16 protein-coding genes and 1 riboswitch are annotated in these 12,829 nt (G+C 35.3%); of the genes, 8 read left to right on the forward strand and 8 right to left on the reverse strand.

The genetic code is table 11. The features are described from left to right. Positions 1 to 75 precede the first annotated feature (75 nt). Positions 76 to 798 carry a prepilin peptidase gene (locus NSQ08_RS05215; RefSeq protein ID WP_033708915.1) on the forward strand — a complete coding sequence of 241 codons (723 nt, stop codon included), beginning with the start codon at positions 76 to 78 and terminating at the stop codon, positions 796 to 798. A gap of 14 nt (positions 799 to 812) precedes the next feature. After that, positions 813 to 1,124: a cyclic-phosphate processing receiver domain-containing protein gene (locus NSQ08_RS05220; RefSeq protein WP_340772297.1), complete on the forward strand. Its 312-nt coding sequence runs from the start codon at positions 813 to 815 to the stop codon at positions 1,122 to 1,124. A 27-nt stretch (positions 1,125 to 1,151) separates the two neighbouring features. Here NSQ08_RS05220 and NSQ08_RS05225 read toward each other — a convergent pair whose 3' ends face one another. From NSQ08_RS05225 to phaQ, 7 genes are all read right to left on the reverse strand, one after another. Next, on the reverse strand, positions 1,152 to 2,003 hold the full coding sequence (locus NSQ08_RS05225; RefSeq protein WP_002011581.1) for a formate/nitrite transporter family protein: 852 nt from the start codon (positions 2,001 to 2,003) through the stop codon (positions 1,152 to 1,154). Positions 2,004 to 2,212: 209 nt separating this feature from the next. Further along, positions 2,213 to 3,007 carry a TerC family protein gene (locus tag NSQ08_RS05230; RefSeq protein ID WP_002011580.1) on the reverse strand — a complete coding sequence of 265 codons (795 nt, stop codon included), beginning with the start codon at positions 3,005 to 3,007 and terminating at the stop codon, positions 2,213 to 2,215. Between the two features lie 79 nt (positions 3,008 to 3,086). Beyond that, a riboswitch (yybP-ykoY riboswitch) is annotated at positions 3,087 to 3,259 on the reverse strand. 38 nt (positions 3,260 to 3,297) lie between these two features. Next, positions 3,298 to 4,617 (reverse strand): TrkH family potassium uptake protein, encoded by a 1,320-nt coding sequence (locus NSQ08_RS05235; RefSeq protein ID WP_033708914.1) that lies wholly within the window; start codon positions 4,615 to 4,617, stop codon positions 3,298 to 3,300. Between the two features lie 113 nt (positions 4,618 to 4,730). Next, positions 4,731 to 4,916: an alpha/beta-type small acid-soluble spore protein gene (locus NSQ08_RS05240; protein ID WP_000241212.1), complete on the reverse strand. Its 186-nt coding sequence runs from the start codon at positions 4,914 to 4,916 to the stop codon at positions 4,731 to 4,733. A 142-nt stretch (positions 4,917 to 5,058) separates the two neighbouring features. Then, a complete protein-coding gene (locus NSQ08_RS05245; protein ID WP_001067911.1) occupies positions 5,059 to 5,502 on the reverse strand; it encodes a MaoC family dehydratase in 444 nt (147 codons plus the stop codon). 101 nt (positions 5,503 to 5,603) lie between these two features. Next, positions 5,604 to 6,128: a polyhydroxyalkanoic acid inclusion protein PhaP gene (gene phaP / locus NSQ08_RS05250; RefSeq protein ID WP_002011575.1), complete on the reverse strand. Its 525-nt coding sequence runs from the start codon at positions 6,126 to 6,128 to the stop codon at positions 5,604 to 5,606. Between the two features lie 42 nt (positions 6,129 to 6,170). Next, positions 6,171 to 6,623 (reverse strand): poly-beta-hydroxybutyrate-responsive repressor, encoded by a 453-nt coding sequence (gene phaQ, locus NSQ08_RS05255; protein ID WP_000903018.1) that lies wholly within the window; start codon positions 6,621 to 6,623, stop codon positions 6,171 to 6,173. A 198-nt stretch (positions 6,624 to 6,821) separates the two neighbouring features. Here phaQ and phaR point away from each other — a divergent pair, with 198 nt between their 5' ends. From phaR to NSQ08_RS05280, 5 genes are all read left to right on the forward strand, one after another. Continuing rightward, a complete protein-coding gene (gene phaR / locus NSQ08_RS05260; RefSeq protein ID WP_000566956.1) occupies positions 6,822 to 7,304 on the forward strand; it encodes a polyhydroxyalkanoic acid synthase subunit PhaR in 483 nt (160 codons plus the stop codon). Positions 7,305 to 7,456: 152 nt separating this feature from the next. Further along, the gene (locus tag NSQ08_RS05265; protein WP_002030515.1) at positions 7,457 to 8,200 is read left to right on the forward strand and encodes an acetoacetyl-CoA reductase; all 744 of its coding nucleotides are present in this window, start codon (positions 7,457 to 7,459) and stop codon (positions 8,198 to 8,200) included. 83 nt (positions 8,201 to 8,283) lie between these two features. Further along, positions 8,284 to 9,369 (forward strand): class III poly(R)-hydroxyalkanoic acid synthase subunit PhaC, encoded by a 1,086-nt coding sequence (gene phaC / locus NSQ08_RS05270; protein ID WP_000206840.1) that lies wholly within the window; start codon positions 8,284 to 8,286, stop codon positions 9,367 to 9,369. A 94-nt stretch (positions 9,370 to 9,463) separates the two neighbouring features. Further along, positions 9,464 to 10,657: an NAD(P)/FAD-dependent oxidoreductase gene (locus tag NSQ08_RS05275; protein ID WP_340772304.1), complete on the forward strand. Its 1,194-nt coding sequence runs from the start codon at positions 9,464 to 9,466 to the stop codon at positions 10,655 to 10,657. A gap of 23 nt (positions 10,658 to 10,680) precedes the next feature. Further along, a complete protein-coding gene (locus NSQ08_RS05280) occupies positions 10,681 to 12,030 on the forward strand; it encodes a TrkH family potassium uptake protein (RefSeq protein WP_002126155.1) in 1,350 nt (449 codons plus the stop codon). A 38-nt stretch (positions 12,031 to 12,068) separates the two neighbouring features. Here NSQ08_RS05280 and NSQ08_RS05285 read toward each other — a convergent pair whose 3' ends face one another. Further along, positions 12,069 to 12,452, reverse strand: coding sequence for a DUF3905 domain-containing protein (locus NSQ08_RS05285; RefSeq protein ID WP_002011568.1), 384 nt, complete (start codon positions 12,450 to 12,452; stop codon positions 12,069 to 12,071). A gap of 97 nt (positions 12,453 to 12,549) precedes the next feature. Between NSQ08_RS05285 and NSQ08_RS05290 the strand changes: the two genes are divergently transcribed. Continuing rightward, positions 12,550 to 12,705: a hypothetical protein gene (locus tag NSQ08_RS05290; RefSeq protein WP_002011566.1), complete on the forward strand. Its 156-nt coding sequence runs from the start codon at positions 12,550 to 12,552 to the stop codon at positions 12,703 to 12,705. Positions 12,706 to 12,829: the final 124 nt, after the last annotated feature.

A 12,829-nucleotide genomic window follows, 5' to 3' on the forward strand; every position in this document is an offset into this window, starting at 1 on the left:
TAATAGAATAAAGATAATATGAAGTAGAAGTTCTCTCCTTTTTTTGTTATGTTCTTTTGGAAAGGAGAGGAAGGGATGTTCACTTATTTATATGCATTGTTAATAGGTATGGTGTTTGGTTCTTTTTTTATGGTGATTGCGATGAGAGTTCCAGTAGGGGAATCTATTATTACACCGCGTTCGTACTGTCATTACTGCAAGTATACGTTACAGCCGAAAGAACTTATTCCAATCATTTCATTTTGTATACAAAAAGGGCGTTGTACGAATTGTAAGAGCAAAATCTCAAGTTTGTACATAGTATTTGAATTTGTTACAGGCAGTTTATTTTTTCTTACTGTATATGTAATTGGAATGGAAAGAGAGCTCATCATCATTTTATCGCTTTTTTCGTTACTTCTAATTATTTCAGTTACAGATTTAGTATATATGCTAATACCTAATCGTATTTTAATTTGGTTTGCGCTTTTGCTTATTTTAGAATGTATTTTTGTACCGTTAGTCACTTGGACAGATAGTATAGTTGGTAGTGGCGTTATATTCATTTTGTTATATTGCATGCAAAAGATATATCCAGAAGGGCTTGGTGGAGGGGATATAAAATTACTTTCGCTGCTTGGATTTATAGTGGGACTGAAAGGGATTTTTATGATTTTATTTTTAGCATCTTGCTTTAGTCTTTGTTTCTTTGGAGCTGGTATAGTATTAAAACGTATGAAAATGAGGAGCCAAATTCCGTTTGGTCCTTTTATTAGTCTTGGAGCAATATGTTACATGCTGGTCACGTATACAAAATAGAGAGGAGATAGAAAATGAATGTATATATGGATGATCAAAGAAGTTGCCCATACGGATATGTTTTGGCAACTACAGTAGAATCTGCCTTGCAAATTGTTAGGGATAATGAGGTGAATATTATTTCCCTCGATTATAATAAGGGATGGCGACAAAAAAGTGGGTTAGATTTCGTAGAAGCTTTCTGCAACGAAGGTTTATATGTTAATGAAATTCACCTTCATACAAATGATGTCATCGGTATGCATCAGATGAAAAAGAGCATAGAGAGAGGGAAGGAAAACGGGGAAATTAATCCTTATATTGCCTTGAAATATGTAGGGAGCTAAAAACTCCAAAGTAAAACTTTGGAGTTTTTAATGTTTCATATGTGCTTGTAAAGGAATAATTTCCTCCGTTTGAGCTCCAACTAATTGAGTTTTCTCTTGTTCAACAACAGGTGCTTTCTTTGTTAAGTAATGATATACCATACCGACAAATACGGATCCGCCAATAATGTTACCGATTGTAACTGGAATTAAGTTATGAATAGCGCCCGCAAAAGAAATTGTCTCAGGATGTGGTGATACTAAAGATAAAGCAAACAGTGATAAGTTTGCAATGCTATGCTCATAACCAGATAAAAAGAAAGTGAAAACGAGCATCATCATCATTAATATTTTTGCTGTGTCACCTTTCACTTGAGAAGGTAAGAAGCAGGCAAGACATACGAGCCAGTTACATAAAATCGCTTTAAAGAATAATTGCATTGTAGGTGTATTCATCTTTCCTTCAACAACTTTATTCATTAAATGACTGTGATCAATTGCTTCGAAAATTCCAGTTGCGTAAAATAGTAAGGCAAAGAATAAAGCGCCAGCTAAGTTACCTGCATAACAAGCAACCCAGTTACGAAGTGTATCAGAAATCGTTGTTTCTTTTCTTAAAGTTGCCACTGTGAAGTACATCGTATTGCCAGTAAATAATTCAGCGCCGCCATATATAATAAGTACGAGAGCAATTCCGAAAAACATGGAGGAAGCTAAATATGTTGCTGGTGAATCTGCAATATGAAAAAAGTTACCTAATTTAAAACATAGTACAATAATAAAACCGATATAAATGCCCGCAAGTGCAGCACGAATGAAATATTGCATTGGATTTATATCTAGCATTTGTTTTTTGCTCTTAGCCAGTTTTACAACGTAATCTAATCCTTGTTCTAGCATGAGTAATACGCTCCTTTAATACATCGTCTATAAATACTCCTTATATGAATAAGGTACATGGATTTGTTCATAGTTTCAATAAGTTTGTGCAATATTTCACAAAAAGGACATACATCTACAAAGGAAGCGTTTACAAAAGGTAGTATAATGGAATTTTTTCTAAAAATAGAGAGGGGAATTGAAACGAGAAAAAAGAAAAAGTGCTGTAATTACAGCGCTTTTTCGTCTAAATTCTTTTCTACTTTTACTTCTACTTCTTTCGAGAAGAACCAACCGCAAACTGCGATTCCAACTAATACAATCCAGAATGTAAGCTTCCACGGAGTGGATTCTGGGAATGAATGCGGAAGGACATTTAAAGCAGGGTGTGCTAACGTATAAACTGTTAATTTCACACCAACCCAACCTACAATTAAAAATGCTGCAGTTTCAAGTCCTGGTTTACGTTTTAATATTTGTACGAAAGCAGTTGCTGCAAATCGCATTATAACTAATCCGATAAGTCCACCTGTAAAGATAACGATAAATTGACCTGTATCAAGACTACCAATCGTACCTAATCCTGTTTTCGGTAAAGTCACTGCTAATGCAACAGCAGCTAAAATTGAATCAACTGCGAAGGCGATATCAGCAACTTCGACTTTAAATACAGTCCACCAAAAGTTCTCTTGTTTTTTCTTTGCTTCTTTTTCTTCTGTTTCTTCATGTGTATTCTTTTTAACATACGTTTTAAATAAGTGATTCCCCGCGATAAACATAAGATAAATCGCACCAATTGCTTGCACTTGCCATACATCTACTAGGAACGAAATCATAAATAGTGATCCGAAGCGGAAAACGAACGCTCCTGCTAATCCATAAAATAGTGCTTTCTTTCGTTTTTCTTCTGGTAAATGTTTTACCATAATTGCGAGAACGAGAGCGTTATCAGCCGCTAAAATCCCCTCTAGTGCAATTAGGATGAGTAATACCCAACCATACTCCAATAATAATGATACATCCATGTACATTCTCCTCTCATTTCTATAAAGACTAAACAAGTGAAGAAGTTCCCCACTGTTTAGTTTCCCCATACTCCTGCGTATCAACGGTGGAAGGAATTTGAAAACAAAAAAGACCTCTGCCGTTGATAGGCAAAGGTCTTGCTAGACATATGTAATGAAAATGCCAACAAAGCCGGAAGAACTAAGTTCTACGTAATGACGACTTTGTTTCCAAGAAATAGTTCTTGGACGCTACTCCCCTTTGGAGATATGCTATTGTACTCTCATTATATGGATAATTTATACGGTTGTCAACCTGTTAAAATATCTTCGTTGGGATATTTTATTTTTCTTTGTTTTTTACGTGCAAATGAAAAGGCTAATGTTAAAGGCCCCATCTTTCCAAAAAACATCATAAAGATAATAATTGTTTTGCCGATAATTGTTAAGTGTGGTGTCAAATTCATGCTAAGGCCGACAGTTCCAAATGCTGAAAATACTTCAAAAGCACTCATTAATAAAGGAACCTTCTCAGTGATGCTTAAAATTAAAATGGAAAGAAAAATAAACGAAATTGAAATAATAGTAATCGTTAATGATTTGACAATGAGCGTATCTTTAATGGATTTTTTAAACACGACAATATCATCTTGTTCTTGCAAAAATTTAAATACGCCGAAAAACATAATCAAAAAAGTCGTTAATTTAATCCCACCACCAGTTGAAGCACTGCCAGCACCAATAAACATAAGAAGCATCATTAATAAAAGTGAAGGTTTTGATAATGCAGAGATATCAACAGTATTAAACCCGGCAGTACGTGTTGAAACCGCTTGAAAATAAGCAGCCATACCTTCTTCAAATGGTGTAAAACCTCTCATGGAAATTGAATTATGGAACTCAAATATAAAGATAAAAGCTGTAGCAATAATATTGACGATTAGAGTAGAAGAGAGCATAAGCTTTGAGTGCAAAGTAAGGTTTTTAAAGTTTTTCTTTCTTTTTATATCTACGATAACCGTAAAACCAATCCCACCTAAAATAATGAGGGAAGAAATAACGAGATTGACGAGAATGCTATGGGAGTGCGACATTAAATTATCGCTCCACACAGAAAACCCAGCATTGTTAAAGGCTGAGATAGAATGAAAAAAGCTATAATATATACCTTTGGCAACCCCGTATTTTGGTACCCATTCAAAAGAGAGAAGTAAAGTAGCGATACATTCTACAGTAAAAGAAAATAAAAATAATGCTTTTGCAAGACGAATGATTCCGCCGACATTTGTTTGATTTAATGCTTGTTGTAATAAAATCCGGTTTTGAAGGCCGATTTTTCTACCGAGCATAATTGCGATTAAAACAGCAAAGCTCATAATGCCAAGCCCGCCAACTTGTATAAGTGTTAAAATGACACATTGGCCAAATAAGGTAAATACTTTACCAGTGTCCACAACACCAAGCCCTGTAACCGTACAAGCAGAAACCGTTGTAAATAAAGCATCGAGCCATGAAATAGACGTTGTTGTAGCAATTGGCAATTTCAATAGGCATGTACCGATAATTGATAGCATAATAAAAGATACAGTAAGAACACGGGGAGGACTCATGCTAATGTTAATCCGTTTCATTTCACATATCGTTCCTTTCGATTTGCTCTTACTAGTATGTGAAGAAGCACTATTATGTATGTTAAAAAAGAAAGAGGCAGAGAATATCTGCCTCTAAGCCATAGGTTATATAGTTATCCGCGTAATTGTTGTTGAGCTAAAGCAACAAGACGTTTCGTTACTTCACCGCCAACTGATCCGTTAGAACGAGATGCTGTATTAGATCCTAAGCTTACACCGAATTCTTGTGCGATTTCATATTTGAATTGTTCAAGTGCTTGCTCTGCACCCGGAACTAGTAATTTGTTTGTTTTCACCATGTTGATACACATCCTTAAAGAGTAATCCAGTTTAGCTAAGTGCTATCTGGTAATGTTATTTTATGTGTAAACGACGTACTCATACACGGAAGTAAACGGTGTGATTAGAAGTTCTTGGATAGAAAAAAGAGTAGCAAATTTGCTACTCTTTTTTCAGTATTGTCGCTGTACCTTCTACGACAATATCATCAGATTGATTATATATGTTTGTTTGCAATGTGATAATTTTTTTATCGTCCCGTTTTTTAATAACTTCTGCCACAACGCGAAGTGTATCACCGATTTTGACAGGAGCACGGAATGAAACGTTTTGTGATAAATAAATCGTATTTTTGCCAGGAAGTTTCGTTCCAAGAATGGTAGAAATAAAACTTGAAACGAGCATGCCATGGGCAATACGTTCTTTGAACATTGTCGTTTTTGCAAAAGAGTCTAGAATGTGAATAGGATTTACATCTCCAGTCAATTTTGCAAAATTGATAACGTCCTCATCCGTAATTTTTTTTGTAAGTGATGCTTGATCACCGACTTGAATCTCATCGTAACGAAGCTCCGGAACAGTTTGTGCTTCTTGAAATGGATTCATTTTGTCCTCCTTCTTTTCCATATCGAAAAATGTAAGCCATCTTGATGTAGTAGGAGGAAGAAAGAGTTTTGTTTGTGCTGCAGTTAGTTGCCACATTTTTCTTACTTGATGGAAGTAAATAGATTTTTTGAGTTTTCCTCGAACTGCTTTGCGAGTTCTAGTTGTTTGGACTTGAACTCTCCCAAAAAAACTTCTAACTGTTTTTGAACCTCTTCACGTTGCGACTGTTGTTGTTCGATAAAGTGTTTTGTTGTTTCTTCAAATTGGCCGCTAGTTTGAGTAAGAATAGACAAAGATGTTTTCGTAGGCGAAACAGTAAGTTGGTGCATTTGATTAGAAAGCTCATTCCACTTTTCTTGCCACTCGTTAATTTGATCATTTAAGGAGTTTCCAGTTAATTGCTTCACATAGTCTGTATATTGGTTATTGAACTGAGCAGTGAATTGGTGTAGTTCTTTTTCTAGTTCATCTACTCCTGATGTTAATTTATGCAAAGCGTCTTGTTGTTGTTTTAACGTTTCTAAAGTAAGTTGCTCTAATTGTTTCCCAGCTGAAGAGAAGAGGGAAAGAGATTGAGACCAGTTTTTCCAAAATGCATCGACTAATTCGTATGGCTTAGTTTCCATTGTTTGACCTCCAAATGTTTTTTTGCATATTGTGAACGCAGATTACTCTGCTGTACCACCAGGTGAAGATGAAGAATCCTTTTCATCCTTTTCTGGAGAAGTAGAAAATGGAAAGAATGCATTGGTGTATAACGTGAAAAACGTCCGCAACATATTTTGATAATGTTCAAAAGAAGTCGCACATGTTGTTAAATATTGCTCTCCATATTCTGTTAAAGAATAAATTCGTTTCGCTGGCCCGCCTTCGCTTGTATCCCAAGTAGAAGAAATAAGATTTTCTTTTTCTAATTTGCGTAGTGTCCTATACACATTACCTTGGTCAACAGAAGAAAAGCCGATGTCCATTAGCATTTGAATAAGTTTGTAACCATGAAGACTCCAGTCTTTTAGACAGAGAAGTAAGAAAGGAACTAAGAAGTTTTTTGGCATGGAGTTTGGTTGTTTCGCTTGGTTTTTTTCCAAACTTTCTGGGTGTTCTGGTTCATTATGTAGCATGATTGTACATCACCTCATGAATCAGTTAGATGGAATTTTTTGCTTATAAGTGCAATTTACACCTATCTGTTTTTAATGTCAATACATTTGTTAGAAAATAAAGAAAAATAAAATATATACTTGAAGTTTTATTCGGAATATTAGAAAATAGTGAATAGGTTGAATTGTTTCAAAAACGAAAAAGGGAGTGTAGTCGAAGTGATTGATCAAAAATTCGATCCATTGCAAGCATGGAAAAATGCTTATGAACAAACCGAAACATTTTGGGGAAAAGCGCTCAATGAAACAATTAAAACAGAAGAATATTCTGCTTGGATGGGCAGCGTTCTAGATTTGAATTTGTTTTATCAAAAAGCATTAAATGATACGACAAAAAATTATTTAGAACAGGTGAATGTGCCGACGAGAGAGGATATCGCTAGAGTAGCTACGCTTGTTATTAACTTAGAAAATAAAGTTGATAACATCGAGGAAATTCTAGAAGAGAAAGTGGATTCATTAGGACAAGCTCCTACATTAAAGCGTGATGTTACGAAAGTAAAACAAGATATGCGCACGTTAGAAACGAAAGTTGATCAAATTTTAGAATTGCTAGAAAAGCAAAATGCAGTACTAGCTAAACTACAAGTACCTGTAAAAGAAGAAGTAAAGCCTGTAAATAAGCCAGAAAATAAAAAATGATAATGGCGTTTGTTTATAACGTGTAAAAGAGGGAGGGAGAATCTCTTTTCATGTATAAACAACGAAACATAATTAATATATGGACTCAATTAGTATGAGTACCAAAATGATTCATAACAATCGTTCACAAATTCATTTAAGGGGGAAAAGAAATGGTTCAATTAAATGGCAAAGTAGCAATCGTAACAGGTGGGGCAAAAGGAATTGGAAAAGCAATCACAGTAGCATTAGCACAAGAGGGAGCAAAAGTAGTTATTAACTATAACAGCAGTAAAGAAGCAGCTGAAAACTTAGTAAATGAATTAGGAAAAGAAGGACATGACGTTTATGCAGTTCAAGCGGATGTTTCTAAAGTAGAAGATGCGAACAGACTTGTAGAAGAAGCTGTGAATCATTTTGGTCAAGTTGATATTCTTGTTAATAATGCTGGTATTACAAGAGATCGTACATTCAAGAAGTTAAATCGTGAAGATTGGGAGCGCGTAATTGACGTGAACTTAAGCAGTGTATTTAATACGACAAGCGCGGTACTTCCATACATATCGGAAGCAGAAGAAGGAAGAATCATTAGTATTTCTTCTATTATTGGCCAAGCTGGTGGATTTGGACAAACAAACTACTCAGCAGCAAAAGCAGGTATGCTAGGATTTACAAAATCATTAGCGTTAGAACTTGCAAGAACAAATGTAACTGTAAACGCAATTTGCCCAGGATTTATTGATACTGAAATGGTAGCAGAAGTACCAGAAGAAGTGCGTCAAAAAATCGTTGCGAAAATCCCGAAAAAACGTTTTGGTCAAGCTGATGAAATTGCAAAAGGTGTAGTATATCTATGCCGTGACGGTGCGTATATCACAGGTCAGCAATTAAACATTAACGGCGGATTATACATGTAATGAAGTAAGAAAAAAGTGCATATCCATAGCAGGAATGCACTTCTTTTTTTAGAAAGAAATTGACCAAAAAGGAGATAGGAAAAATGACTACATTCGTAACGGAATGGGAAAAGCAATTGGAGTTGTACCCAGAAGAATATCGTAAAGCATATCGCCGTGTGAAAAGAGCGAGCGAAGTTTTATTACGCGAACCAGAACCACAAGTTGGTTTAACACCGAAAGAGGTTATTTGGACGAAGAATAAAACGAAGCTGTATCGTTACATTCCAAAACAAGAAAAAACACAGAGAGTTCCAATCTTATTAATATACGCTCTTATTAATAAACCGTATATTATGGATTTAACTCCAGGAAATAGTTTAGTGGAATATTTAGTAGATCGTGGTTTTGATGTGTATATGCTTGATTGGGGCACATTCGGTTTAGAAGATAGTCATTTGAAGTTTGATGATTTCGTGTTCGATTATATTGCAAAAGCAGTGAAAAAAGTAATGAGAACTGCAAAATCGGACGAGATTTCTTTACTTGGTTATTGCATGGGTGGAACGTTAACATCTATTTATGCAGCGCTTCATCCGGACATGCCAATTCGTAACTTGATTTTTATGACAAGTCCTTTTGATTTCTCTGAAACAGGATTATACGGTCCTTTATTAGATGAGAAATATTTCAATTTAGATAAAGCGGTTGATACATTCGGAAATATTCCGCCAGAAATGATTGATTTCGGAAATAAGATGTTAAAACCAATTACAAACTTTGTCGGTCCATATGTTGCTTTAGTCGATCGTTCAGAAAATGAGCGCTTCGTCGAAAGTTGGAAATTAGTTCAAAAGTGGGTAGGCGATGGTATTCCGTTCCCAGGTGAATCGTATAGACAATGGATTCGTGATTTTTATCAAAATAATAAATTAGTGAAGGGTGAACTCGTTATTCGCGGACAAAAGGTAGACCTTGCAAATATTAAGGCGAATGTCTTAAATATTTCTGCGAAACGTGATCACATTGCTCTGCCATGTCAAGTAGAAGCTTTACTTGATCATATTTCTAGCACAGATAAACAGTATGTATGTTTACCGACAGGACATATGTCTATCGTGTATGGTGGAACGGCTGTAAAGCAAACATATCCGACGGTTGGAAATTGGCTGGAAGAGCGTTCTAATTAAAGAGAAGAAATCCAACTAGCGTATGTTAGTTGGATTTTTTTATGGAAAATGACGAAACATAGAAAGGAGAAAATTACATTGTAGGAGTATAATTATGAAGCTTATGACTGGTAAGTTGTTTTGGAATGCTGGAGTTTCTGTACCTTGTTATCCAACGTTAGAAAATGATATGATATGTGATGTACTAGTAATTGGAAGTGGAGAAGCAGGTGCTCATATAGCGTATTCGTTAGCTAAAATTGGAATGCGTGTTATGCTCATTGAAAAAAGAGCAATTGCATGTGGTAGCACAGCTGCAAATACAGGATTATTACAATTTGTTCATGATAAATCGTTAACCTCTCTTATTCATACATTTGGTGAAGAGAAAGGGGTACGAGCATATAGACTTTGTTATGAAGCGCTGCAAACAATGGAGAAGGTTGTGCCAACTCTCGATATTGATCCCCATTTTATTCCGCGAAATAGTTTGTATTATGCAAGTAGAGATGAGGATGTTTCATTTTTACAAGAAGAATATAATACGTTACGCCATTATGGATTTCCGGTTGAATATTTTACAGAGTCTGATATTAAGAAACGTTATTCATTTGCAAAACAAGCAGCGTTATATACAAGCGGTGATGCAGAAGTGAATCCGTATTTATTAGCGCATAGTCTTTTGCATAAAGCGAAACAAATGGGCGCTACTATATACGAACATACAGAGGCATTACATATTAAACAAATCCAAAATGATTTAATTTGTTACACGAATACAGGAAATAAAATAGTAGCAAAGAATATTATTATGGCGACAGGTTATGAAGCAATTTTTGGAAAGAAAGAAAAAAATACAACAGTAGAAACGTCTTATGCCGTTGTGACAAATAAGATAGATTATTTTGAAGGCTGGCATGAGCAATCGTTAATTTGGGAAACAGCACGTCCGTATTTGTATAGTCGAACGTATCAAAACCGCATTGTTATAGGCGGATTAGATGAGGCGCTGAAAATTCAAAAAATCGGCGATACGAAATTATTGCATAAGCGTGATCTTCTTATTAACACTGTAAAAGAAATGTTCCCGCAGTATAAAAATATACGGGCAGAGTACTATTGGGCAGCAGCATTTGGTGGCAGTCATGACGGTCTTCCTATTTTAAAAGAAGATAAAAAAATACATAATTTATATTACGCACTGCCGTATGGGGGAAATGGAACTGTATACGGAATGGTATTTGCGAAACTATTTCAGCAGTTATTTACAAATGAAGAAAGTGATGATTTTTCTTTATTTAATCGATAGAAAAAAGGTAGCGAAGTGATGGAATGAGAGATATAAAAAAGTTTTTACAAAAGTTACGTCCCGTACAACTTATCGTTGTATTTTATTTACTAGCAGTAGTCGTATCGGTAATTTTGCTTAGTTTACCATTTGTTACGAAGCCTGAAGTGAAATGGACATTTATCGATGCACTATTTACATCTGTTAGTGCGGTAAGTGTTACGGGACTGTCTGTTGTTACGATTTCAGATACGTTTACAACGGCAGGAATTATTGTTTTAGCCCTTATTTTACAATTAGGCGGATTAGGAATTATGGCGCTTGGTACATTCGTCTGGATTATAACGGGGAAAAAGATTGGTTTGCAAAGAAGAAGATTAATTATGGCAGACCATAACCAAGGGAATTTATCGGGCCTTGTAGAATTGATGCGTTCTATTTTAATTGTAATTATTTCGATAGAACTCATTGGAGCAATACTGTTAGGTACAAGGTTCTTACTATATTTCCCGACTTGGCAAGAAGCTTATTTTCACGGTTTCTTTGCCGCTGTGAGTGCAACAACGAACGGAGGATTTGATTTAACAGGACAATCACTTATTCCGTACAAAAAAGATTATATTGTTCAAATGATTCATATGTTGCTTATTATTTTAGGAGCTATCGGTTTCCCAGTGTTAATGGAAGTAAAACAATTCCTTAGTAAAAGACGACAACAACTATTTCGCTTTTCGTTATTTACAAAATTGACGACAACGACATTTTTTGTACTCGTTATTGTTGGAACAATTATGATTTTTCTATTGGAACGAAATCATTTTTTAGTAGGAAAGTCATGGCATGAAACTGTATTTTATACATTATTCCAATCTGTGACGACGCGAAGTGGAGGACTGGCTACAATGGACATACGTGAATTATCACAACCAACGCTTTTATTTATGAGTATATTAATGTTCATTGGGGCATCTCCAAGTTCAGTTGGGGGCGGAATACGTACAACAACATTTGCAGTTAGTATATTATCGTTATATACATTTGCAAGAGGCGGGAGAACAGTCCGAGTTTTCAAACGTCAGCTACATGAAGAGGACGTGTTGAAAGCATCTGTCGTTATGACGATGGGGATTTTATTATGTGCCTCAGCGCTATTCATTTTATCTATTACGGAAAATGTACCGCTTATGAGCTTAATCGTTGAAGTTTGTTCTGCTTTCGGGACGACGGGACTATCAACAGGTGTTACTCCTGATTTAACAACTGTTGGTAAACTTGTACTTATTGTACTTATGTTTATCGGACGCGTCGGTATTTTGACATTTATTTTAGCTAGTGGCGGAAGAGAGCAACCGCCTCGCTATAAATATCCGAAAGAGAGAATTATTATTGGATAGTATGAAACCATTCTACCTGCGTTAGGTAGAATGGTTTTTTAGTCGTTAATTCCGAATTGGGGATGCATAAAAGCATCATTTTTATTATCAACTTCGTTTTTAAGTAATTCTTGATTTTCTTCTGCAATCCATCCGATATCATTTGTAGGATGGATCCATTCTTCCCCAGCCATAATAGCAGGATCTACCTCATCACTCCAATTATTAAGAGGACTGTTAGTGGAATCGTATTTACTGTCTCCAATTACAACATCATATTGATTTATAAAAGGTTGTTGCATCTTTTTGCCTGTGCCTTTAAAAGAAGGAAAGTTCATTTGATGAGGGAGCGTCTCGTCTAAAATTGGCGATTGTATCGTTTCTTTTTCTTTCAAAGTAATCGCTCCTTTTTGTAATGGCTTGTTCGTATGTAGTATTTCCATCTATAAGCTCTTATGTACTTGTTAACACTTCCCAGTAATAATTACTGTAAGTTGTTTCAAACTAGAATAGAAAGTTATTTCGTGAGAGCAGGTGAATATGTTGGTAAAAAGAAAAGTAAAACAAAATGCAGCAATTAATAATAATAAAACTCCGAAAGAAAGCTTACCAGATGCAGAATTTGCATTAGAGTATGAAGGAGAAAATAGTGCGAAGTATGCAAATCGTAATTCAAAAAAAGGTAAACAAAAATGAGGCGTTTTTTACAAACGCCTCATTTTTTTGTGGGATTATAAAGGTTTTTTTAATTATTTGTAAATTTCACGTTTGATATTAGCAGAAAAATGCGAAAAAACATAGAAGTAGCAACGTATTACAC

The organism is Bacillus sp. FSL E2-8887 (assembly GCF_038007205.1).
Classification (GTDB): Bacteria; Bacillota; Bacilli; order Bacillales; family Bacillaceae_G; genus Bacillus_A; species Bacillus_A mycoides.

What these genes read in the sequence shown, in the direction of transcription:
- NSQ08_RS05215 (WP_033708915.1), top strand. Translation starts at nt 76, where the DNA reads ATGTTCACTTATTTATATGCATTGTTAATAGGTATGGTGTTTGGTTCT.
- NSQ08_RS05220 (WP_340772297.1), top strand. Translation starts at nt 813, where the DNA reads ATGAATGTATATATGGATGATCAAAGAAGTTGCCCATACGGATATGTT.
- NSQ08_RS05225 (WP_002011581.1), bottom strand. Translation starts at nt 2,003, where the DNA reads ATGCTAGAACAAGGATTAGATTACGTTGTAAAACTGGCTAAGAGCAAA.
- NSQ08_RS05230 (WP_002011580.1), bottom strand. Translation starts at nt 3,007, where the DNA reads ATGGATGTATCATTATTATTGGAGTATGGTTGGGTATTACTCATCCTA.
- NSQ08_RS05235 (WP_033708914.1), bottom strand. Translation starts at nt 4,617, where the DNA reads ATGAAACGGATTAACATTAGCATGAGTCCTCCCCGTGTTCTTACTGTA.
- NSQ08_RS05240 (WP_000241212.1), bottom strand. Translation starts at nt 4,916, where the DNA reads ATGGTGAAAACAAACAAATTACTAGTTCCGGGTGCAGAGCAAGCACTT.
- NSQ08_RS05245 (WP_001067911.1), bottom strand. Translation starts at nt 5,502, where the DNA reads ATGAATCCATTTCAAGAAGCACAAACTGTTCCGGAGCTTCGTTACGAT.
- phaP (WP_002011575.1), bottom strand. Translation starts at nt 6,128, where the DNA reads ATGGAAACTAAGCCATACGAATTAGTCGATGCATTTTGGAAAAACTGG.
- phaQ (WP_000903018.1), bottom strand. Translation starts at nt 6,623, where the DNA reads ATGCTACATAATGAACCAGAACACCCAGAAAGTTTGGAAAAAAACCAA.
- NSQ08_RS05265 (WP_002030515.1), top strand. Translation starts at nt 7,457, where the DNA reads ATGGTTCAATTAAATGGCAAAGTAGCAATCGTAACAGGTGGGGCAAAA.
- phaC (WP_000206840.1), top strand. Translation starts at nt 8,284, where the DNA reads ATGACTACATTCGTAACGGAATGGGAAAAGCAATTGGAGTTGTACCCA.
- NSQ08_RS05275 (WP_340772304.1), top strand. Translation starts at nt 9,464, where the DNA reads ATGAAGCTTATGACTGGTAAGTTGTTTTGGAATGCTGGAGTTTCTGTA.
- NSQ08_RS05280 (WP_002126155.1), top strand. Translation starts at nt 10,681, where the DNA reads ATGAGAGATATAAAAAAGTTTTTACAAAAGTTACGTCCCGTACAACTT.
- NSQ08_RS05285 (WP_002011568.1), bottom strand. Translation starts at nt 12,452, where the DNA reads ATGGAAATACTACATACGAACAAGCCATTACAAAAAGGAGCGATTACT.
- NSQ08_RS05290 (WP_002011566.1), top strand. Translation starts at nt 12,550, where the DNA reads ATGTTGGTAAAAAGAAAAGTAAAACAAAATGCAGCAATTAATAATAAT.